This window comes from Burkholderia sp. KBS0801 (genome assembly GCF_005937855.2).
GTDB lineage: Bacteria > Pseudomonadota > Gammaproteobacteria > Burkholderiales > Burkholderiaceae > Burkholderia > Burkholderia ambifaria.
In genome coordinates, this window is record NZ_CP042178.1 from 2,303,328 (window position 1) to 2,324,030 (window position 20,703).

18 protein-coding genes and 1 pseudogene are annotated in these 20,703 nt (G+C 69.4%); 14 read left to right on the forward strand and 5 right to left on the reverse strand.

Features of this window, described 5'->3' with window-relative positions; genetic code table 11:
* The first annotated feature begins 71 nt into the window (after positions 1-71).
* A complete protein-coding gene (locus tag FFI87_RS27195) occupies positions 72-263 on the forward strand; it encodes a LysR family transcriptional regulator (protein ID WP_409995122.1) in 192 nt (63 codons plus the stop codon).
* Positions 229-660 (forward strand): annotated as a pseudogene (locus FFI87_RS27200) (zinc-binding dehydrogenase); the annotation flags it as partial. The gene FFI87_RS27195 and the pseudogene FFI87_RS27200, both read left to right, overlap by 35 nt.
* 54 nt (positions 661-714) lie before the next feature.
* Here the strand turns inward: FFI87_RS27200 and FFI87_RS27205 are convergent.
* Positions 715-1,608 (reverse strand): SDR family oxidoreductase, encoded by an 894-nt coding sequence (locus FFI87_RS27205; protein WP_138850058.1) that lies wholly within the window; start codon positions 1,606-1,608, stop codon positions 715-717.
* Positions 1,609-1,703: 95 nt separating this feature from the next.
* On the opposite strand from FFI87_RS27205, the gene FFI87_RS27210 reads away from it, so the two are divergent.
* Both FFI87_RS27210 and FFI87_RS27215 read left to right on the forward strand, forming a co-directional pair.
* Positions 1,704-2,573, forward strand: a complete 870-nt coding sequence (locus tag FFI87_RS27210; RefSeq protein WP_138850057.1) for a helix-turn-helix transcriptional regulator — start codon at positions 1,704-1,706, stop codon at positions 2,571-2,573.
* Between the two features lie 222 nt (positions 2,574-2,795).
* A complete protein-coding gene (locus FFI87_RS27215) occupies positions 2,796-4,025 on the forward strand; it encodes a cyanate transporter (protein WP_138850056.1) in 1,230 nt (409 codons plus the stop codon).
* A 209-nt stretch (positions 4,026-4,234) separates the two neighbouring features.
* Here the strand turns inward: FFI87_RS27215 and FFI87_RS27220 are convergent, their stop codons facing one another.
* Positions 4,235-4,618: a hypothetical protein gene (locus tag FFI87_RS27220; protein WP_105829956.1), complete on the reverse strand. Its 384-nt coding sequence runs from the start codon at positions 4,616-4,618 to the stop codon at positions 4,235-4,237.
* Between the two features lie 595 nt (positions 4,619-5,213).
* Here FFI87_RS27220 and FFI87_RS27225 point away from each other — a divergent pair.
* Both FFI87_RS27225 and FFI87_RS27230 read left to right on the forward strand, forming a co-directional pair.
* On the forward strand, positions 5,214-6,692 hold the full coding sequence (locus FFI87_RS27225) for an alkaline phosphatase family protein (protein ID WP_138850055.1): 1,479 nt from the start codon (positions 5,214-5,216) through the stop codon (positions 6,690-6,692).
* Between the two features lie 290 nt (positions 6,693-6,982).
* Positions 6,983-8,545 carry a methyl-accepting chemotaxis protein gene (locus FFI87_RS27230; RefSeq protein ID WP_138850054.1) on the forward strand — a complete coding sequence of 521 codons (1,563 nt, stop codon included), beginning with the start codon at positions 6,983-6,985 and terminating at the stop codon, positions 8,543-8,545.
* Between the two features lie 197 nt (positions 8,546-8,742).
* Here the strand turns inward: FFI87_RS27230 and FFI87_RS27235 are convergent, their stop codons facing one another.
* Entirely contained in the window at positions 8,743-9,630 is an 888-nt protein-coding gene (locus FFI87_RS27235; protein ID WP_012365424.1) for an IclR family transcriptional regulator, read from the reverse strand.
* A 293-nt stretch (positions 9,631-9,923) separates the two neighbouring features.
* Here FFI87_RS27235 and FFI87_RS27245 point away from each other — a divergent pair, with 293 nt between their 5' ends.
* The 8 genes from FFI87_RS27245 (at position 9,924) to FFI87_RS27280 (ending at position 18,552) form a co-directional block, all read left to right on the forward strand.
* Complete coding sequence (locus FFI87_RS27245) at positions 9,924-11,006, forward strand: ABC transporter ATP-binding protein (protein WP_011660294.1); 1,083 nt, start codon at positions 9,924-9,926, stop codon at positions 11,004-11,006.
* The gene (locus tag FFI87_RS27250; RefSeq protein ID WP_138850052.1) at positions 11,007-11,963 is read left to right on the forward strand and encodes an ABC transporter permease; all 957 of its coding nucleotides are present in this window, start codon (positions 11,007-11,009) and stop codon (positions 11,961-11,963) included. It begins immediately after the preceding gene.
* Positions 11,960-12,754 carry an ABC transporter permease gene (locus FFI87_RS27255; RefSeq protein WP_012365422.1) on the forward strand — a complete coding sequence of 265 codons (795 nt, stop codon included), beginning with the start codon at positions 11,960-11,962 and terminating at the stop codon, positions 12,752-12,754. Before FFI87_RS27250 ends, FFI87_RS27255 begins: the two co-directional genes overlap by 4 nt.
* 2 nt (positions 12,755-12,756) lie before the next feature.
* Positions 12,757-13,101, forward strand: coding sequence for a (2Fe-2S)-binding protein (locus tag FFI87_RS27260; protein WP_138850051.1), 345 nt, complete (start codon positions 12,757-12,759; stop codon positions 13,099-13,101).
* Positions 13,098-14,543 carry an NAD(P)/FAD-dependent oxidoreductase gene (locus tag FFI87_RS27265; protein WP_138850050.1) on the forward strand — a complete coding sequence of 482 codons (1,446 nt, stop codon included), beginning with the start codon at positions 13,098-13,100 and terminating at the stop codon, positions 14,541-14,543. Before FFI87_RS27260 ends, FFI87_RS27265 begins: the two co-directional genes overlap by 4 nt.
* Complete coding sequence (locus FFI87_RS27270) at positions 14,536-15,684, forward strand: NAD(P)/FAD-dependent oxidoreductase (protein WP_138850049.1); 1,149 nt, start codon at positions 14,536-14,538, stop codon at positions 15,682-15,684. Before FFI87_RS27265 ends, FFI87_RS27270 begins: the two co-directional genes overlap by 8 nt.
* A complete protein-coding gene (locus tag FFI87_RS27275; protein WP_012365418.1) occupies positions 15,681-16,727 on the forward strand; it encodes an ABC transporter substrate-binding protein in 1,047 nt (348 codons plus the stop codon). The genes FFI87_RS27270 and FFI87_RS27275 overlap by 4 nt, the downstream gene beginning before the upstream one ends.
* Positions 16,728-17,184: 457 nt before the next feature.
* Positions 17,185-18,552 carry an MFS transporter gene (locus tag FFI87_RS27280; RefSeq protein WP_138850048.1) on the forward strand — a complete coding sequence of 456 codons (1,368 nt, stop codon included), beginning with the start codon at positions 17,185-17,187 and terminating at the stop codon, positions 18,550-18,552.
* A gap of 26 nt (positions 18,553-18,578) precedes the next feature.
* Here the strand turns inward: FFI87_RS27280 and FFI87_RS27285 are convergent, their stop codons facing one another.
* On the reverse strand, positions 18,579-19,589 hold the full coding sequence (locus FFI87_RS27285) for a 3-hydroxybutyryl-CoA dehydrogenase (RefSeq protein WP_012365416.1): 1,011 nt from the start codon (positions 19,587-19,589) through the stop codon (positions 18,579-18,581).
* Complete coding sequence (locus FFI87_RS27290) at positions 19,586-20,692, reverse strand: NAD/NADP-dependent octopine/nopaline dehydrogenase family protein (RefSeq protein ID WP_138850047.1); 1,107 nt, start codon at positions 20,690-20,692, stop codon at positions 19,586-19,588. Before FFI87_RS27290 ends, FFI87_RS27285 begins: the two co-directional genes overlap by 4 nt.
* Between the last annotated feature and the right edge of the window lie 11 nt (positions 20,693-20,703).

Genomic DNA, 20,703 nt, shown 5'->3' on the forward strand with positions numbered 1-20,703 from the left:
CGGCGTGGAACCCTGTGCGAAGATGGCTGATCGCTACGACATCCGGAAGCGCCATGGACCGTCTGCAAACGATGCAGATCTACGTGCAGATCGTCGAACGCGGCAACTTCACGCAGGCCGCCGATGCGCTGCAACTGCATCGGCCGGCCGTCACGAAGGCCGTGCAGCAGCTCGAACAGGAACTCGGCATCCGGCTGCTGAACCGCAGCACGCGCAACCGCGCGGAAGCTCGACGCGGGCGCCGCGCGCGTGATCGCCGGTAGCCCCGCGGACCTGCCGCAACAGGTCGCGGAACTGACGGGCGGCCGCGGCGCGCGCATCGCGTTCGATCCGGTCGGCGGCCCAGCCGCGGCGAACCTGCTACGCGCGCTGCGCACGAACGGCACGTTCTTCCAGTACGGCGCGCTCGACACGCGCGACATCCCGGTGCCGGTGATGGACCTGCTCGCGCGCCATCTGACGCTGCGCGGCTACGAGCTGTTCGAGATCACCGGCGACGCGCAGCGGCTTGAACGCGCGAAGCGCTTCATCGTCGACGGGCTCGCGGCCGGCGCGCTGAAGCCGTCGATCGACCGCACGTTCGCGTTCGACGACATCGCGCAAGCCCATCGGTACATGGAAGCCGGCACGCAGGTCGGGAAGATCGTCGTGACCGTCTGAGCAGGGGCGCGCCGGGCGTGCCGACCGGAAACGACGGCACGCCGCACGCGCGCGTCAGGTTTCGAAATACCGCGGCCGGTCGATGTCGGCCAGCAACCCGACCTGCGTCGGCGCCCAGTCGAGCCATGCGCGCGTGCGCTCACTCGTTGCGGGCGCATCCATTCCCGCGAACCTCGCGAACCACCCGAAGTGCTCGTCGGCTTGCGCGGCCGATTTCGACACGACCGGCACGTTCAGCCGGCGACCGATCACTTCCGCGATCTCGCGGAACGGCACGCCCGTATCGGCGACCGCGTGATAGCGCGCGGCCGGCGCACCGCGTTCGACCGCGAGCCGGTACACGCGCGCCGCGTCGAGCCGGTGCACGCCGGGCCAGCGGTTGCCGCCGTCGCCGAGATACGCCGATGCGCCCTTCTCCCTCGCGAACGCGATCAGGCGCGGCACGAAGCCGTGATCGCCATCGCCGTGCACGGACGGCGGCAGGCGCACGACCGACGCGCACACGCCGCGCGCGGCCAGCGCGGCCGCGGTGGCTTCGGACGCTCGCGGATAACCGGCCGATACCGGCACGTGCGCATCGTCCTCGGTCGCCGCGCGGCCCGGCGCGACGAGCGCGAGGCCCGACGTGACGATCAGCGGCCGCGTCGAGCCGGCGAGCGCCGCGCCGATCGTTTCGATCGCGCGGCGGTCGAGTTCGCAGTTTTCCGCGAAGCGCGAGAAGTCGTGATTGAATCCCGTGTGGATCACCGCATCGACGCCCTGCGCACCGCGCCTGAGGCTGTCGATATCCTCCAGCGACCCGCGATGCACGTCCGCGCCCAAGACGGCGACCGATGCAGCGGCCGCGTCGGAACGCGCGAGGCCGAGCACGGAATGCCCGGCGGCCACGAGTTCGGCGACGACCGCGGAGCCGACGAAACCCGACGCTCCCGTAACAAAGACACGCATGTTCAGCACCTCCGGATGAATGAGAGGCTTACTATCTGTCGAGCGTCGCGCACGGTGAAGACGTGACGGTTTACCGGTAAACGAACTAACAGGCTATGGCTGACGCATCCGACAACCTGCTCGGCGCGTACCTTCGGGACCGCCGCGAGAAACTCGATCCGGCCGCGCTCGGGCTGCCCGTCGCGCGCCGCCGCACGCCGGGCCTGCGCCGCGAGGAAGTCGCCCAGCGCGCGCACGTGAGCGCCGCCTGGTACACGTGGCTCGAACAAGGGCGCGGCGGCGCACCGTCGGCCGACGTGCTCGAACGGCTCGCCCGCGCGCTGCTGCTGAACGACGCCGAACGCGAGCACCTGTTCCTGATCGGCCTCGGTCATCCGCCCGAGGTGCGCTATCACGCGAGCCGCGACGTGACGCCGCGCCTGCAGCACGTGCTCGATTCGCTCGACGCCAGCCCCGCGATCGTGCGCACGGCGACGTGGGACGTCGTCGCGTGGAACGACGCGGCCGCCGCGACGCTGACCGACTACGCCACGCTGCCGCCGCCCGCGCGCAACATCCTGCGGCTGATCTTCATCGATGCCGCGGTGCGCGACGCGCAGCCGAACTGGGAACGCGTCGCGCGATTCGCGGTGGGCGCGTTTCGCGCCGACATCGCGCGCGGCGGCGCGACGCAGGCCGTGCAGGCATTCGTCGACGAGATGCGCGCGGCGAGCACGGAGTTCGATGCGATGTGGCGCAGCCACGACATCCATTCGCATGACGAAGGGACGAAGGAAATCCGTCATCCGCAGGCCGGCCGGATCGCACTCGAATACTCGGCGTTCTCGGTGACGGGCCGCCCGGATCTGAGCCTCGTGGTCTTCACGCCCGCGACGCCGGCCGATCGCGCGCGGATCCGGACGCTCGTCGCCGCCCGTGAACAGGCCCGCGAACACGCCCGCGAGCCGCACGCGCCGACCGCGTAGCAGCGCGTCGAAGGTGCGCCCGGCATCCCACCGAACCCGCCGCGCCGCCCGTGCAACGGCCGCCACCGTGCCGGCCTCGCCCAGCCGGCCCCGTCACGCCGCGCCGTGCCATCACGATCCGCACTGACACCCAGTCGAATATTTAATTTTCCGCGGGGCAAACGCGCCTTTACCCTTTCGGCATCGCATCACAGGGCCACCGGCCCCTTCCGGAGCATCCCGATGACCGACCCCGCCACCGCGCAAGCCGTTCCCCGCACGCACGCGGCTTCCGCATCCTATGGCGCGCTCGCACTGCTGGTGCTGGCCGGCCTCAACCTGCGTCCGTTCCTGACCGCGTTCGGCCCCGTGCTCGACCTCGTGCGCGCCGACACCGGCCTCGGCTTCCGCGCGGCCGCGCTGCTGACCACGCTGCCGTTCGTGCTGATGGGCGTCGTCGCCGGCGTCGGTGTCGGGCTCGCGCGGCGCGTCGGCGAGCAGCGCGCGCTGAACGTCGCGCTGGCGCTGATCGCCGCGGGTTGCACCGCGCGCCTGTGGACCGGCGGCAGCACCGGGCTGGTCGTCACCGCGATCGTCGCGGGCGCGGGCGTCGCGGTGATCCAGTCGCTCGCACCCGGCCTCGCCAAGCGCTGGTTCGTCGGCCGGCTGCCGCTCGCGATGGGCCTCTATTCGGCCGCGCTGGTCGGCGGCGGTGCGTTCGGCGCGATCGCGAGCCCATGGCTCGCCGCGCATGGCGGCTGGCATCTGTCGCTCGCCGTGTGGGCCGTACCCGCGCTCGTCACGCTCGCGCTGTGGCGCGCGAAGGCGCCGCGCGACGCGGTGCACGCCACGACGGCATCGGTGCCCGTCACCGCGTTCGCACGCATTCCGCGTGCGTGGCAGCTCGCGTTGTTCTTCGGCCTCAGCAACAGCGGCTATGCGAGCCTCGTCGCGTGGTTGCCCGCGTTCTATCGCAGCGTCGGCACGAGCCCGCAGGCGAGCGGCAACCTGCTCGCGTGGATGGCGCTGTTCCAGGCAATCGGCGCGCTCGCGATGCCGCTGCTCGCGAAACGTTCGCACGATCGCCGCGCCGTGCTGTGGCTCACGCTCGCGTTGCAGACGGCCGGCTTCGTCGGCTTCGCGACGATGCCCGCGTTCGCGCCGTGGCTGTGGGTCACGAGCGTCGGCCTCGGGCTCGGCGGCTTCTTCTCGATGAGCCTGATCGTCACGCTCGACCATCTGCCCGACGCGCGGCTCGCGGGCGCGCTCGCCGCGTTCGTGCAAGGCGTTGGCTTCCTGATCGTCGCCGCGAGCCCGTGGTTGATCGGCTGGCTGCGCGACGCGGGCGGCGGCTTCGCGATCGCATGGTGGCTGCACATCGGCGTGATCGCGTCGACGGCCGCGTTGAACGCCACGTTCTCGCCGGCCGGCTACCGGCGCAGCATGGCGCGCATCACAGGCGCCGCGCGCTGACTCGCCGACTTCGTTCGATATCCATCATTGACCGATGCGAGCGGGAAATGCAAAGGGGCGTCGTGCTCGCGTGCACGACGCCCCTTCTTCGTTTCAGGCAACCGTAAAGATGCTCAGAGCCGCACGACAGGGCGGCGCTCCGAGGACACATATCCATTACCGAGCGAGTGCGGTGGCGCTAGCCGCAGCACAACTGACGGTATCGATGATTACGTTGTGGGTTCCAGTAGACCCGTTGCGAAGGACCTCGCATGCGCGACGGCCTCTTGCGGGTCGGGGAAGACGCCAAGTTCCTCCCACTGCTCTTCGGCCGCGTAGGTTCCTTTCACCGCGAGCGCGCGCTGAACGCGCAACTGCGCCGCGTACCTGCCGTCTTCCAGTGGCCGGGCCGTCGCGACGACCTTGTGCGGAAGACCGGACCGCTCCGGCTGAACCAGCTCGACCGGGCCGTCGGCCGCGCCAACATTCTTCAACTCGTTCCTGGCCTTGCAGTCCGGGCAGTAGAAGCACCAGCCCGCGTCCTCCTCACGTGACCTGACTTGCCCTCGAGCCAGCACGGCACGGCATTCAACGTTCTCGCAGATGAACGGCATGGCAGTCTCCGAAGTTGTTTGTCGGAAATCCTAGCATGTCCGCCGACCATCAACCATCGGCATCGACAGTGCAGCGATTTCGGCCCGGCGCGGCAGTTGCGTGCGCGCCATCGTCTTGCTCGTTGCATACGCACGAAACCAGACGCCATGCTTGCGCCCGCGCAACGATGTCGAAACTCTCCGCAATCCGGCAGCGACTGTCAACTGCGGGTTCGCACACGACATAGCGCCACGAAGCTGACGGCGCGGCTTCTCGCAATGCATCAATCGTCGATTCATTTTGACCAACGACCTGTGCATTGGCGCCCCGTTCAATCGTCCGACTAGACCTCGTTGCGCACGAAACGACGAATGGTGCACTGCGCCGAACACGCAGTAGCGACACGCACATGCAAGCGGGCCAGCCCGCGGGCCGCGCGACCGTCGAACGCGCAACAGCATCGGCGGCGGCCAGCATCGAACGCGCGCCCGCAGGCACGAAGGTTGCGCCTTCCGCCCGCTCGCAATTTTCCGCACGGCGAGTGCGCGTCGCTTCGCGGCGGCGATGCGTGATCGGCTGGCCAGCGCCGCATCCAATAACGAAGGAGACGTTGTCATGGACGAGTCGAATGCATATCGCCGCTACAACCGCCGCCGTTTTCTGGCCGGTGTCGCAGCGGTGGCCGGCAGTGTCGCATTGCCGGGATGCGGAGGCGGCGGAGATGGAGACATCAATTCACCGGACGGCAACGCGCCCGCGCCGTCGATCGGCGACACGCCTTCGCCGAATGCCGGCGATCGCTACAGCCTGCCGCGGCCGAAATTGCCCGACCCGGCGAGTTCGGGCATCGATCACATCGTGCTGATCACGATGGAAAATCGCTCGTTCGATCACTTCCTGGGCTGGGTGCCCGGCGCCGAGGGCATGCCCGCGAACCGCCAATACAAGGACGCGTTCGGCGCAACCCACGCACCGTTTTCACTGTCGGCCGATCCCGCATACGGCTATCAGGCGTGCGCGTACCACGACCCGAACCACGGCTACGAGGGCGGACGCGTGCAGCTGGCCTCGGGGGCGATGAACGGTTTTCTCCTTACCCCAGGCACGAGCCAGACGCAGGGCGACCTGCTGCCGATCGGCTTCTACACGGCGGCAGATCTGCCGTTCTTCAACGCGGTGGCGAGCAATTACACCATCGGCGACTTCTACTTCACGGGCGTGCTGACCGACACGATCCCGAATCGCCTCTATCTGCATAGCGGTGCCACCGACCGCCTCACCGACAGTGTCGACAACTCGTCGCTGCGCACGATCTGGGACAACCTGAGCGACGCCAACGTCGGTTGCAACTACTACTACCACGACGTGCCGTTCACCGCGCTTTACGGCACGCGCTATCTCGGCATCTCGCGTCCGTTCTCGGAGTTTCTGTCGAATGCCGCAGCGGGCACGCTGCCGCCGTTCTGCATGGTCGAACCTGTTTTCTCGGGCGAGCAGGCCGGTACGTCCGCCGACGACCACCCGCACGCGGACATCCGCAACGGGCAGGCATTTCTGAACCAGGTGTATGACGCGCTGCGCACGAGCCCGACGTGGAGCCGCACGCTGACGATCATCGTCTACGACGAATGGGGCGGCTTTCTCGAGCACGTGGTGCCGCCGATCCGGCCGATCAGCAACAACGAGCACGCAGTCGGCAACGACGGCAAGCTCGGCTTTCGCGTGCCGCTTGCGCTGCTCGGCCCGCGCGTGCGTGCCGGCACGGTCACGCGCTACCCGTTCGACCCGAGCTCGATTCACGCGCTGCTGCAATGGCGCTTCGGCCTGAAGCCGCTCGGCGTGCGCGGCAGCGATCCGGCGACCTTCAATCTCGCGTACGCGCTCGATCTCAACGGCGCGGCGCGTACGGATGCGCCGGCGTTCACGGTCGCGCAAGGGCCGTTCGGCGGAACGTGTCCGGGAGCCACCGCGCCATCGCCGTCCAGCTCGGTGTCGGGCATCGATCCGTCGCAACTGGCGGCCAACCCCGCCGCCGACCGGTTCGCGGACCTGCGCGCGAAGGCCGCGGCGTTGGGATTCCAGACCGGCGGCTGACGGCAACGCGGGTGCGGCGGCCGCGATCGCCACCGACGCGGCTGCCCACCCGTGCCCTGCCGCCTCGACATTCAGTACACTGCCCCGCCGCGCCAACGCATGCCGGCTCCCCCTTCTGTCGCATTCCGTCTGGTTCGCGTCGCGTTCGGATAAAAACTTCCGTTGATCGCCGCCGTTAACTCGTTCGCAATCCCGGCGCCCCGCATCGCGACGCGGCGCCCGTCGTCGTTCGTGCTCCGGAATCCACATCCGCCGTCGGCCGCCCATCGTGCCGCCGGCAAGGGAACGTCATGCGAAAACTCACCATCCGCGGCGGACTCGTCGCGACCATCGCCGGCTATACGGCGCTGCTCGTCCTGGTCGTCGGCGCGTGCATCGCCGCGCTCTATGCCGGCAACGGCTCGCTCGAAGCGATGTACCGCGACGACACCGCGTCGCTGCTGCACCTGAAAACCAGCTCGGAACGCATGCTCGTGCTGCGCGAACGCGTGAGCGACGTCGCGCAGATCATCAGCGCCGGCCAGCCCGCGAAGGCGGAAATCGCGCAACTCCACACGCTGCTCAAGCAGAGCAACGACGAACTCGACGCCTACACGCGCCTGCATACACGCGACGCCGACGAGCAAACCCTGTTCGACACGCTGCAAACGCGTCGTCGCACGCTGCTCGATCAGGTGTTCCTGAAGGCGATGTCGCAACTCGACCAAGACAACGCATTCGACTTCCTCGACACGCACCGCACCGCGCAACCGGCGCTGTTCACCGCGTACCAGGATGCGATCGACGCGCTCGAATCGTTCCAGGTCGCGCGCCAGAAGGCACGCTACGACGCGGCCGGCGCGCGCTTCCATCGCATCGTGTGGGCGATGGCGGCGGTCGCGCTGTTCGCGCTGATCGTCGGCTTCCTCGCGCAGCGCGTGCTCGCGAAGGCGATCATCGAGCCGATCCATCTCGCCGTCGACCACTTCGACAGGATCTCGAAAGGTGACCTGACCGGCACGGTCGTCATTCCCGGCAAAAACGAAATGGCGTATCTGCTGAACGCGTTGAAGCGGATGCAGGACGGCCTCGTCGAAACCGTGACGCAGGTCCGCACGAGCACGGAGACGATCGTCGGCGACGTCCGCACGATCGCGAGCGGCAACGTCGACCTGTCCGCGCGCACGGAGCAGCAGGCCGTGTCGCTGCAACAGGCGGCGGCGAGCGTCGAGCAGCTGACCGCGACCGTGCGGCAGAACGCGGACAACGCGCGCGATGCACGCACCTACGCGCAAGGCGCGGCCGGCATCGCCGCGCGAGGCGGCGACGCGATGCAGCGCGTCGTCGAAACGATGTCCGCGATTTCGCACAGCTCCGCTCGGATCTCCGGCATCGTCGGCGTGATCGAGAGCATCGCGTTCCAGACCAACATCCTCGCGCTGAACGCCGCGGTCGAAGCGGCGCGCGCGGGCGAGCAGGGGCGCGGCTTCGCGGTCGTCGCGACCGAGGTGCGCGGGCTCGCGCAGCGCTGCGCATCGGCGGCGAAGGAAATCCGCGAGCTCATCGGCAACTCGACGCAGCGCGTGGAGGACGGCAGCGGCCTCGTCGCGCTTGCCGGTTCGGCGATGTCCGAACTCGTCACCGCGGTCGAGCGCGTCAACGCGATCATGGGCGAGACCAGCATCGCATTCGACGAGCAGACGTCCGGCATCGAGCAGGTGAATGCCGCCGTCATCCAGATGGAGCAGACGATGCAGCGCAACGCCGCGCTGGTCGAGGAAGCCGCCGCCGCAGCGCTGTCGCTCGAGGATCAGAGCACGCGGCTCAGCGATGCCGTCGCGCAGTTTCGTATTGGTGAAGCGGCGCTGGCGTGATTGGCCGTCGGCATCGCCAGCGCACGCTTCGATGATTTCAGCGCATCCGTCGTACAGCATGTCGAAATCGATGTCGCGCGTGTCGCTGCCGTTCGGCGGTAAAACGAAAGCGCGCAGGTCCGCCCGGCAATGCGCGCTTTCGTCAGACGTGAAGAGCCCGCGTCAGCGAGCCGATGAACCCGCGCCGCGCGACGCGTCTATCCGGTTTTCCCGGCCAGCCCGTGCATCGGCCGCCGCAACGCGGCGTCGAATGGATTCGTGCGTGGGCCGATCGCGTCGGCCTGGCGCCTGAGCAGTTCGACGACCATCGGCATCCGGTCGTCGCCGAGGCGCGACGCCAGCGTGCCGACGCTCAGCGCGCCGACCGGATACCCGGTGCGGTCGAGGATCGGCACCGCGACGCCGGCCATCCCGTCGAGCACGCCGCTGTTGCGGCCCGCGTAGCCGAGTTGCCGCACGCGTTCGATTTCGGTGCGCAGGTACACCTCGTCGAGCACGCCGTAGCCGCGGATGCGCGGCACGTTGAAGCGGATCACTTCCTCGCGCTCGGCCTCCGGCAGGAACGCGAGAATAGCGAGGCTGCCCTGTCCGACGCCGAGCGCGATGCGCCCGCCGATGTCGCCGGTAAACGAGCGGATCGGAAACGGCCCTTCGCACAGGTCGAGACACACCGCGTCGAAGCCGCTCTTCACGAGCAGGAAGATCGTCTCGCCGAGACTCGCGCACAGCCGCAGCAGCACGGGCCGGCACAGCGTGCGCATGCTGCTCGGATTGCCGGCCAGCGCGGCGAGCGCGAAGAAGTCGACGCTCAGCCGGTACAGCTTCGACTGTTCGTCCTGCTCGACCATCCCTTCGGCGATCAGCGATTGCAGGATCCGGTGCGCGGTGCCTTGCGTGAGACCGACGGCCTTCGCGAGGTGCGTGACGCGCACGCCGTCCTGCTGCATGCCGGCCAGGGCGCGCAGGATCGCGAACGCGCGCTGCAGCATGCCGGTGCCCGGCGCGCCGGCCGGATCGGCGGCGTCCTCGTCCGGGCGCGGCGCGCGTGCGGCCGGCGACGTTCCGGGCGATTGCGGTTCTGGCATGCCGGGCTCTCCTCGATGATTTCATTGAACGGAATACGGTAGCCGCCATTGTCGTCCGGCCGAAATTGCGCGGGCATCCGGGTGTGCACGGGATTGACGTGTGCATTTCGCGGGCCGGCCGCCCTTCATTCATCGGAACGATTCCGACGTGATTCGACATTCCATTCCGCTCATCGGAATTTTTTCGAAATTCCTCCCGTTGAGCAGAATTCCAAATTGACGCTCCGAAATATGGCTGGCTAGAGTCCGCGTCATCGGCGCACCGGCCACGGTGTGCGAACCCGGAGCTCCCCATGTCGTTTCTCACGCTTACGGATCTGACGAAATCGTTCGGCGAGCTGACCGCCGTCGCCGACGTCAACCTGTCGGTCGAACAAGGCGAATTCGTGTCGTTGCTCGGGCCGTCGGGCTGCGGCAAGACCACGACGCTGCAGATGATCGCCGGCTTCGTCGACGTCACGCGCGGTCGCATCGCGCTCGACGGACAGGACATCACGCACATGAAGCCGAACCGCCGCGGGCTCGGCATCGTGTTCCAGAGCTATGCGCTGTTTCCGCACATGAGCGTCGCCGAGAACGTCGGCTTCGGCCTCGACATGCGCGGTGTCGACAAGGCGGAGCGCGCCGAGCGCATCCGCGCGGCGCTCGCGCTCGTGCGACTCGATGCGCTCGCGCATCGCTTCCCGCGCGAACTGTCGGGCGGCCAGCGGCAGCGCGTCGCGATCGCGCGCGCGATCGTGATCGAACCGCCTGTGCTGTTGCTCGACGAGCCGATGTCGAATCTCGACGCGAAGCTGCGCGAGGACATGCAATTCGAACTGCGCGCTATCCAGCGCAAGATCGGCACGACGACGATCATGGTCACGCACGATCAGTCGGAAGCGCTGTCGATCAGCGATCGCGTGGTCGTGATGGAAGCCGGCCGCATCACGCAGACGGACACGCCGTACCGCGCGTACGAACGTCCCGAGAACCATTTCGTGTCGCAGTTCATCGGCAAGGCGAACCTGCTGCCCGGCACGATCGTCGCGCACGACGGCGACGCGATCCGCATCGACCTCGGCCACGATCTCGCCGAAACGGGCCGCACCGCGCACCTGCCGGCGCGCGAGCGCGACATCCGTGTCGGCGACGCCGTGTCGGTCTGCATCCGCCCGGAAAAGCTGCGACTGTGCGCGCCCGGCGCAGGCCGCTTCGCCGCGACCGTCACGAGCCGCTTCTTCCTCGGCAGCCAGTGGCTGTACCGCGTCGACAGCGCGCTCGGCGAAGTGCTCGTGTGCTGCCAGAACGAAGGCGCGGAGCCGCTCGCGGAAGGCGCGCCGGTGGGCGTCGACTGGCATAGCGACGCGGTGCGCGTGATGCGCCGGGAGGCCTGAATGGGACAGCCTACCCGCCCGCTACCCGCCGACGGCGCGACGGCCGGCCTCGCACCGCCTACCGCCCCGGGCGATGCGGTGACGCCGCGCGCCACGTGGCGCGCCCATGCGCCGCTGTGGCTGATGTGCGCGCCCGCGTTCGCGCTGTTCGCCGCGCTCGTGCTCGTGCCGCTCGCGATGACCTTCGCGCTCACGTTCTACCGCTTCGACCCGGCCACCGGCCCGATCGCCGCGTTCCAGTTCGGCCACTACGCGGAGGTGCTCGGCTCGTCGTACTTCCACACGATCTTCGCGCGCACCTTCGGCATCGCCGCGCTGACCACCGCGATCTGCGTCGCGATCGGCACGCCGGAAGCGTACGTGCTGTCGAAAATGCGCGACCCGTGGCGCTCGCTGTTCCTGCTCGTGATCCTCGCGCCGCTGCTCGTGTCGGTCGTCGTGCGCGCGTTCGGCTGGAGCATGCTGCTGAACACGAGCGGGCTCGTGAACCAGGCGCTCGGCCTCGCGGGCCTCGGGCCGTACAAGCTCGAATACACGACGTTCGCGATCGTGATCGCGCTCGTTCACGTGATGCTGCCGTTCATGGTGATTCCCGTGTGGACCGCGCTGCAGCGGCTCGATCCGCAGACCGAACACGCGGCGCTGTCGCTCGGCGCCTCGCCGTTCACGACGCTGCGCCGCATCGTGGTGCCGCAGCTGATGCCGGGCGTGCTGTCGGGCAGCCTGATGGTGTTCGGGCTGTCGGCGAGCGCCTTCGCGATTCCGGGCCTGCTCGGGGGGCGCCGCCTGAAGGTCGCGGCGACCGCCGTCTACGACGAATTCCTCGGCTCGCTGAACTGGCCGCTCGGCGCGACGATCGCGGTGCTGCTGCTGATCGCGAACCTCGTCGTGATGCTCACCTACTACCGCGTGCTCGAACGCCGCTACGCGCGCAGCCTCGGAGGCGCTTCCCGATGAGCAAGAACGGCCCCTTCGCCCTGGCGTTCCATACGCTCGTGATCCTGTTCGTGCTCGCGCCGCTCGCGATCGTCGTGCTCGTCGCGTTCACGCCCGACGAAACGCTGACGCTGCCGACGCACGGGCTGTCGCTGCGCTGGTTCCGCGCGATCCTCGACTATCCCGACTTCGTCACAGCGTTCGCCAACAGCGTGAAGCTCGCGTTCGCGTCGGCGACGCTGTCGCTCGCGATCGCATTGCCCGCCGGGCTCGCGATCGGCCGCGCGACGTTTCCGGGCCGCGCGTTCCTGAACGGGCTGCTGCTGTCGCCGCTCGTGATTCCCGGCCTCGTGCTCGGCATCGCGCTGCTGCGCTTCTTCGCGCTGATCGGCGCGACCGGGTCGTTCGCGTGGCTGGTGCTCGCGCACATGATCGTCATCACGCCGTTCGTGATGCGGCTCGTGCTCGCGTCCGTCGCGGGCCTCGACCGCAGCATCGAGCAGGCCGCGTGCTCGCTCGGCGCCGATCCGTGGACGACGTTCCGCCGCATCACGCTGCCGATGATCGTGCCCGGCATCACCGGCGGCTGGCTGCTCGCGTTCATCAACAGCTTCGACGAGCTGACGATGTCGATCTTCGTCACGTCGCCGCAGACGGTCACGCTGCCGGTGCGCATGTACATGTACGCGACCGAATCGATCGATCCGATGATGGCGTCGGTATCGACGCTCGTCATCCTCATCACCGCCGGCGCGATGCTGCTGCTCGATCGCGTGTACGGCCTGAACCGCATCCTGATCGGCCAACACTGACGATGACTTCCGTTTCCCGTTCAACCGACATCGCCGACGACGGCCCGCAATTCGTGCGCGTCGCCGAACGCGAGCGCGCCGCCGTCGCGTTCACGCTCGACGGTCGCCCCGCGCATGCGCTTGCCGGCGACACCGTGCTCACCGCGATCCTCGTCGCGCAGCGCCGCGTGCGCGTGAGCGAATTCAGCGGCATGCCGCGCGCGGGCTTCTGCCTGATCGGCGCGTGCCAGGACTGCTGGGTGCGAACCGAGGCCGGCGCACGCGTGCGCGCATGCTCGACGCCGATCGCAGAAGGCATGCGGATCGTCACCGGAGTGCAACCCGCCATCGCTGGAGACGCATCGTGAGCGACGCACTGCGACCGGTGATCGTCGGCGCGGGGCCGGCCGGGGTGCGCGCGGCCGAGGCGCTGGTCGACGCGGGGCTGCGCCCCGTCGTAATCGACGAGAACGCGCGCTGGGGCGGGCAGATCTATCGGCAGCCGCCAGTCGACGGCGCGTTCGCCCGCGGCAAGCGCGCGCTGTACGGCTTCGACGCCGCGAAGGCGGACGCCGTGCATCGGACGATGGCCGCGCTGCTGCCGCGGGTCGACTACCGGCCGAACACGCTCGCGTGGGCGTGCGGCGCGGGCCGCGTCGACACGCTGCAGGACGGCCGTGAAACGACCGTGCCGTTCTCGCACCTGATCATCGCGAGCGGCGCGACCGATCGCATGCTGCCGGTGCCGGGCTGGACGCTTGCCGGCGTCTATACGCTCGGCGGCGCGCAGGTCGCACTCAAGTCGCAAGGCTGCGCGATCGGCAGCCGCATCGTGTTCGCGGGCACGGGGCCGCTGCTCTATCTCGTCGCCTACCAGTACGCGAAGGCCGGCGCGCAGGTCGCGGCGGTGCTCGACACGAGCCCGCTGCGCCGGCAGGCGGCCGCGACACCGGCGCTGCTGCGCATGCCGGCGACCTTCGCGAAGGGGCTCTATTACATCGGCTGGCTGCGCGCGCACGGCGTCGCGATCGAAACGGGCGTCACGCTCGAACGCGTGCTCGGCGAGCGGCACGTCACCGGGCTCGCGTGGCGCGCGGCCGGTAACGATGCACCGCCGCGCCGGCTCGTCTGCGATGCGCTCGGCCTCGGCTTCGGGTTGCGTTCGGAAACGCAGCTTGCCGATCTCGCCGGCTGCCGGTTCCGTTTCGATCCGCTGAACCACGCATGGCTGCCGGAACGCGACGCAGCCGGCCGCACGTCGGTGCGCGGCCTCTACGTCGCGGGCGACGGCGCCGGCATCGCGGGGGCCGACGCGGCCGAAGCATCCGGGCGACGCGCGGCGCTCGCGCTGCTCGATGACGCGGGCATCGTGACGTCATTGTCATCATCGTCGCCGGCCGGCAAGCCCGATGCGGCCGCGCTGGACCGCACGCTCTCCCGGCTCGGCGCATTCCGCGCGGGACTCGAGGCGGCGTTCGCGCCGCCGCCCGAGCTTGCCGCACGCTGCCCGGACGACACGATCGTATGCCGCTGCGAGGAGATCGACGCGGGCACGCTGCGGCGCTGCATCCGCGACGGCGCGGCCACCGAGATGAACCGGCTGAAGGCGCTGACGCGCGCCGGGATGGGCCGCTGCCAGGGCCGCATGTGCGGCGACGCGACCGCCCTCGTGCTGGCCGCCGAAACCGGGCGCCCGCTCGCTGACGTCGGCCGGTTGCGCGCGCAACCACCGGTGAAGCCGTTCCCGATCTCGGCCGCGCTCGCGGGCGACGATGTTGCGGCGATTCCCGACGAGGCGCGCGATGAGTGAACGCCGTCACTACGACGTCGCGATCGTCGGCGGCGGCCTCGTCGGCGCGTCGGCCGCGCTGGCGCTCGCGCGGCGCGGGCTGCGCGTCGCGCTGTTCGAGCGCCGCGACTGCGGCGCGCAGGCGAGCGGCGTGAACTACGGCGGCGTGCGCTGCCAGGGCCGCCCGGCCGAGCAGCTGCCGCTCGCGCTGCGCGCACGGCGCATCTGGGACCGCCTGCCCGAGCTGATCGGCATCGACGGCGAATTCGTCGTGTCGGGCCACTTGCGGCTCGCGCGCAGCGACGCCGACCTCGATGCGCTCGATGCGTATGCAACGGTCGCCGGCGAGCACGGCCTGCCGCTGCAGGTAATGCGCGGCGACACGTTCCGCCGCCGCTACCCGTGGCTCGGCCGCGCGGCGCTCGGCGGCTCGCTGTGCGCAACCGATGGCCACGCGAACCCGCGTGTCGTGTCGCCCGCCTTCGCGCGTGCGGCCCGCGCGGCGGGCGCCGACGTGTTCGAGCACGCAGCCGTCGACGACGCCCGGCACGACGGCATGCGCTTTCACGTTCAGGCGACCGGCCGCGCGTACACGGCGACGTGGCTGATCAATTCGGCCGGCGCATGGGCGAACACCATCGCCGCACGCTTCGGCGAAGCCGTGCCGATGGAGCCGATCTATCCGAACATGTGGGTGACCGAGCCGCTGCCGCCGTTCATCACGCACAACCTCGGCGTGTACGGCGGCGGCGTGTACGCGCGGCAGGTCGCGCGCGGCAACTGCGTGATCGGCGGCGGACGCGGCCGCGGCGACGGCGAATTCGGCCAGCCTTCGGTCGACACGACGCGCGCGGTGATGCGCGACGCGTGCGCGCTGTTGCCCGCGCTGCGCGATGCGCTGCTGATCCGCACGTGGAGCGGCGTCGAAGGCTGCACGCCCGACCACAACCCGATCATCGGCGCGAGCCGCACGACGCCGAACCTGTTGCATGCGTTCGGCTTTTCCGGCGGCGGCTTCCTGCTCGCGCCGGGCGTCGGCGAAGTACTCGCCGAGCTCGTCACGACCGGCGAAACCGCCACGCCACTCGAAGCATTCTCGATCGGCCGCTTCGCGCCGCACGCGCCGATCGCCCCTTTCCGTCAAGAGGAGACCCACAAGTGAAACTGTTCGGAACGATCGCGGCCGCCGCCGCCCTCTGCATCGCCGGCGCCGCCGCGCCCGCATTCGCGCAAACGAAGACGATCTACGTCGGCATGAACGGCGGGCCGATGGAAAAGGCCTATACGAGCCAGGTGCTGCCCGAGTTCGAGAAGGCGAACAACGTGAAGGTCGTCGTCGTGCCCGGCACGTCGTCGGACGTGCTCGCGAAGCTGCTCGCGAACCGCAACAAGCCGCAGATCCACGTCGCGTTCCTCGACGACGGCGTGATGGCGCGCGCAGTCAGCCTCGGCGTGTGCCAGAAGCTCGACGATTCGCCGGTGCTCAAGGAGCTGTATCCGTTCGCGCGAATGAAGGACGACGTCGGCGCGGGGGTGCAGCTCGGCATGACCGGCATCGCGTACAACAAGAAACTGTTCACGGAGAAAGGCTGGGCGCCGCCGACATCGTGGATGGATTTCGCCGATCCGAAATACAAGGGCAAGGTCGTGTTCCAGTCCGCGTCGAGCAGCACGTTCGGGCTGCACGGCTTCCTCGCGATCAACCGGTTGCTCGGCGGCAGCGAACAGAACGTCGAGCCCGGCTTCAGCAAGTGGGCGAGCACGGTCGGGCCGAACGTCGTCGAGTACATCCCGAACTCGGCGAAGATCTCCGAGATGGTGCAGACCGGCGAGGCCGGCCTGTTCCCGCTGACGCCGACCGGCGTCGGCGACCTGCAGGACAAGGGCATTCCGGTCGCGTATGCGAACCCGAAGGAAGGCCCGGTGCTGCTGCTCGTCGATCTGTGCGTCGTCGCGAACAATCCGGATCCGCAGCTGGCGCAGAAGCTCGCGCAGTTCCTGCTGTCCGCGCCCGCGCAGACGAAGGCCGCCGAAGCCGGCAAGCAGATCCCGACCAACCGCCTCGCGAAGATGCCGGCCGCGATGCAGCAAAGCCTCGGCAACGTCGACGATCTCGTGCGCAAGGTGACGGTGGTCGACTGGGCGGCGATCAACGCGCGCCGCGCGCAGTGGGACACGCGCTGGAACCGGCAGATCGAGCGGTAACGGGCGACGGTGCGCGCGGGCACGGCCGCGCGCGGCGCGACCATCATCAGCGGGAGTGATGACACTCCCCTTTTTTTGTGGATTTGACCGGGGCGGCGGTGCCGACAACACTAGGGTCTGTTTACATATGGAACGCGCATGCGTTGCCACGAGAACGGCCGCTCGCGAGGCGCGCGACGCTGCGAATACTGGACGTATTCGCAAGGAGCGCAACGCGGCGAGCGGCCGTTCTCGTGGCAACCCCAAATTAAAGAATTCACGTCACGGGAATGCCCGAAATCGCCCGTATGGCGGCGTCGCTCGTCGCTTGTTTGGCTCGGCCAAACGGCGCTCCTCACTTCTTGCCCTACGGGCGATTTCGGGCATTCGCATGGGCGTTCCATATGTAAACAGACCCTAGCAGTGCCGCATGCGTTCTCCAGAGACGGCACGCGTTCGTCCCCCTTCAGAGTCCGCCATGTACCCGACCGACACCGTGCAATCCCCGAGCGCCGCCCGGCCGCTCGCCGACCGGCAACTGCGCCGGATCGTCATCGCCTCCGTCGCCGGCAACGCGATGGAATGGTATGACTTTTTCGTCTACGGCACGGCAGCCGCGCTCGTGTTCGGCCACGTGTTCTTTCCGCCCGGCGCGTCGCCGCTCGCGGGCAGCCTTGCCGCGTTCGCGGCGTTCGCGCTCGGCTTCGTCGCGCGGCCGCTCGGCGGGATCGTGTTCGGCCATGTCGGCGACCGCTACGGGCGCAAGGCGTCGCTCGTGTGGACGCTGCTGATCATGGGCGCGTCGACGTTCGCGATCGGCCTGCTGCCGACCTACGCGCAGGTCGGGTTGTGGGCGCCCGCGGCGCTCGTCGTGCTGCGGCTGCTGCAGGGCGTCGCGTCCGGCGGCGAATGGGGCGGCGGCGTGCTGATGATCAGCGAGAACGCGCCGCCCGAGCAGCGCGGCTACTACGCGGCGTGGAGCCAGCTCGGCGTGGGTGGCGGCTTCGTGCTGTCGTCGGCCGCATTCCTCGCCGCGCAGGCGCTGCCGGACGATGCGTTTCGCACCTGGGGCTGGCGGCTGCCGTTCCTCGCGAGCATCGCGATCTTCGCGATCGGCATCTATATCCGCCGCCACCTGCCGGAAAGCCGCGACTACGAGCAGGCCGGCAAGCGCGGCGCGCATACGCATCTTCCGATCGTCGAGTGCATCCGTCGTCATCCGAAGGAAATCCTGCTCGCGATGGGGCTGCGCGTCGCCGAAAACGGCGGCGCGTACATCTTCCTCGCGTTTTCGCTCGTCTACGGAAAATATGTCGGCATCCCGAACGGCGTGATGCTGACCGGCGTGATGATCGCGATGATCGTCGAAATGGGCGCGATGCTCGCGTGGGGCCGCCTGTCCGACCGGATCGGCCGCAAGCCCGTGTACCTGATCGGCGCGCTGAGCCTCGTCGCCTGCGCATTTCCGTTCTTCTGGCTGCTCGACACGCGCGCGACGCCGCTCGTGTGGCTCGCGCTGACGATCGGCACGGCGGTGAGCCACGGCGCGATGATCGGCACGCTGCCCGCGCTGGTCGGCGAGCTGTTCAGCACCGAGGTGCGCTACTCGGGCGTCGCGCTCGGCCATGAAGTCGCGTCGATCTTCGCCGGCGGGATGTCGCCGCTGATCGCGACCGCGTTGCTCGCGCGCTATCACGCGTCGTGGCCCGTGTCGTTGTTCCTCATTGCGCTCGGGCTCGTGACCGTCGCGACGCTGTGCGTGATGCGCGAGACGCGCGGTATGCCCGATGCCGGTACGCCCGCCGCCGGTATGCCCGCCGCCAGCACGCGCGGCGACGCGGCATGACCGCGCGGCCGCGCGCCGCGCGACGCTCAAGCGCCGGAATCGCGCCGTGCGGCATCGAACGCGGGCGCGAGCCCGAGGTGGTCGAGCAGCCGCGCGAACTCGCCGAGCCGTTGCTGCATGTAAGCCGGCACGTCGACCTGCGCATAGTCGTGGAACCCGGCGCCCGTACGCACGCCGTCACGACCGGCCTCCATGTTGCGCACGACGCTCGCGGCCGGCGCGAAGCGCGGACCGATCTCGCCGGCGAGGTACGTCGACGCGTAGTACAGGATGTCGCAGCCGCCCCAGTCGATGAACTCGAGCAGCCCGAGCACCGCGAAGCGCGGGCCGAAACCGGTGCGGATCGCCGTGTCGATGTCCGCGGCGCTCGCGACGCCCTCCTCCACCATCCGCGCGGCCTCGTTCATCGCGAGCGCCTGGATGCGCGGCACGATGTAGCCGGGCGCCGGCCCGCAGATCACCGGCTTCTTGCCGACGCGTTCGAGCAGCGCGGCGAGCGCATCGACAACCGACTGATCCGTCGCGTCGCTGCGGCTGATCTCGACGAGCGGCATCAGCAGCGCGGGATTCAGCCAGTGAGCGTTCAGCATCCGTTCAGGGTGTGCGACATGGCGCTGCAACGTGGTGACGACGAACGTCGACGTCGTCGACGCGATGGTTGCACGTGCATCGACATGTTCGCCGAGCCAGCGCAACGCGTCGGCCTTCGCGTCGAGCACTTCCGGCAGCGCTTCGAACACGATGCCGGCGTCGCGCACCGCGTGCGCCGCGCCGTCGCGCGCGACCAGCGCGATGCGCGCGACGACGGCCTCTGCCTGCGCGCGATCGATGCGACCGAGCGCGACCTGCGCATGCAGCGGCCGCAGGATCTCGCCACGCGTGCGCTCCTCGAATGCGCGCCATCCGTGCGCGTCGCGCGGCTTGAAGTCGATCAACGTCACGTCGAGGCCCGCGAACGCGAACACGAGCGCGATCCCCTGCCCCATGCGCCCCGCCCCGAGCACGTGCACGCGCGTCACGTCGAGGGCGGCCGTCATGCGGCGTACCCCGCATCGAGCAGCGCGCGCAGCGCGTCGCGCGACAGGGCAGCGAGACCCAACCCGTCCAGCGTGCGCCCCTGCGCATACAGGTCGCGGCCGGTGACGGCCGACGCGACGCTCAGCAGCCCCTGCGCAACGGGCGTCGGCACGTTGGCCCAGCGCCCGCACGACACGATGAAGGACAGCCCGAGCCGGGTGTCCTCGAGCATGTAGCGATGCGTGCGCAAATCGATCTTCTCGCGCCAGTCGCCGCTGTCGGTCAGCTTGCCGTGCGCGCCGCGCCCGTACATCCATTCGTCGCCGTCGGTCGCGTAGTGGTCCGCGAGCGGGAAATGCGGCGCGCGGTAGCCGAGCGCCTCGCGCACGGCGATGCGTTCGGCGTCGAGCGCGTTCGTCACGCAGCGGATCGACGGTTGCGTGCCTTCGTTGTGGATGTCCCACGCGTCGAAGTGTTCGAGCGGCCCGGCGTTCATCAGGATCAGCGGCGGATGGATCACCGGGCCCGCGTTCATCAGCGCGCCGGACAGCGCGTCCTCGACCGGCTCGACCGACGGATAGCCCGCGCGCAGCACGTCGAACGCCCAGCCGGCCGCGTTCGCGGGAAACACGCCGGTCGGCAGGCGGGTCGCGTATGCGCTGATCACGACCTTGTTGTCGCCGTGCTTGCGCACCAGGTACGGCAGCGTGCCCGTCTCCGCGAACGCGACGCGCGCACGGTTGCCGGCATCGGCCGCCGCGCGCGCGAACACGAAGCTGCCGAACGTGCCGGGCGGCAGGAACACGACCTGGCCGTCCTCGAGCAGCGGCGCGACCTGCGCGGCCAGCGCGTCGTGCGACACGGCCGGCAGCGGCACCACGACGAGCCGCGCGCCGTGCAGCGCGGCCGCGAGATCGTCGGTCAGCCGGATCGCGCCGGGTGTATCGCCGAGCGGCACCGCGCGCTCGCCGCGATAGTCGGTCACGTGCAGCGCGCCGAGTTCGCGCAGCCGCGCGTGCGGTTCACGGTCGCGCCGCCACCACGTCACGTCGTGGCCCTTCTCGAACAGGTCGATCGCGGCCGCATGGCAGCCGTGGCCGCCGCCCAGTACACATACCTTCATCGTTTTCTCCC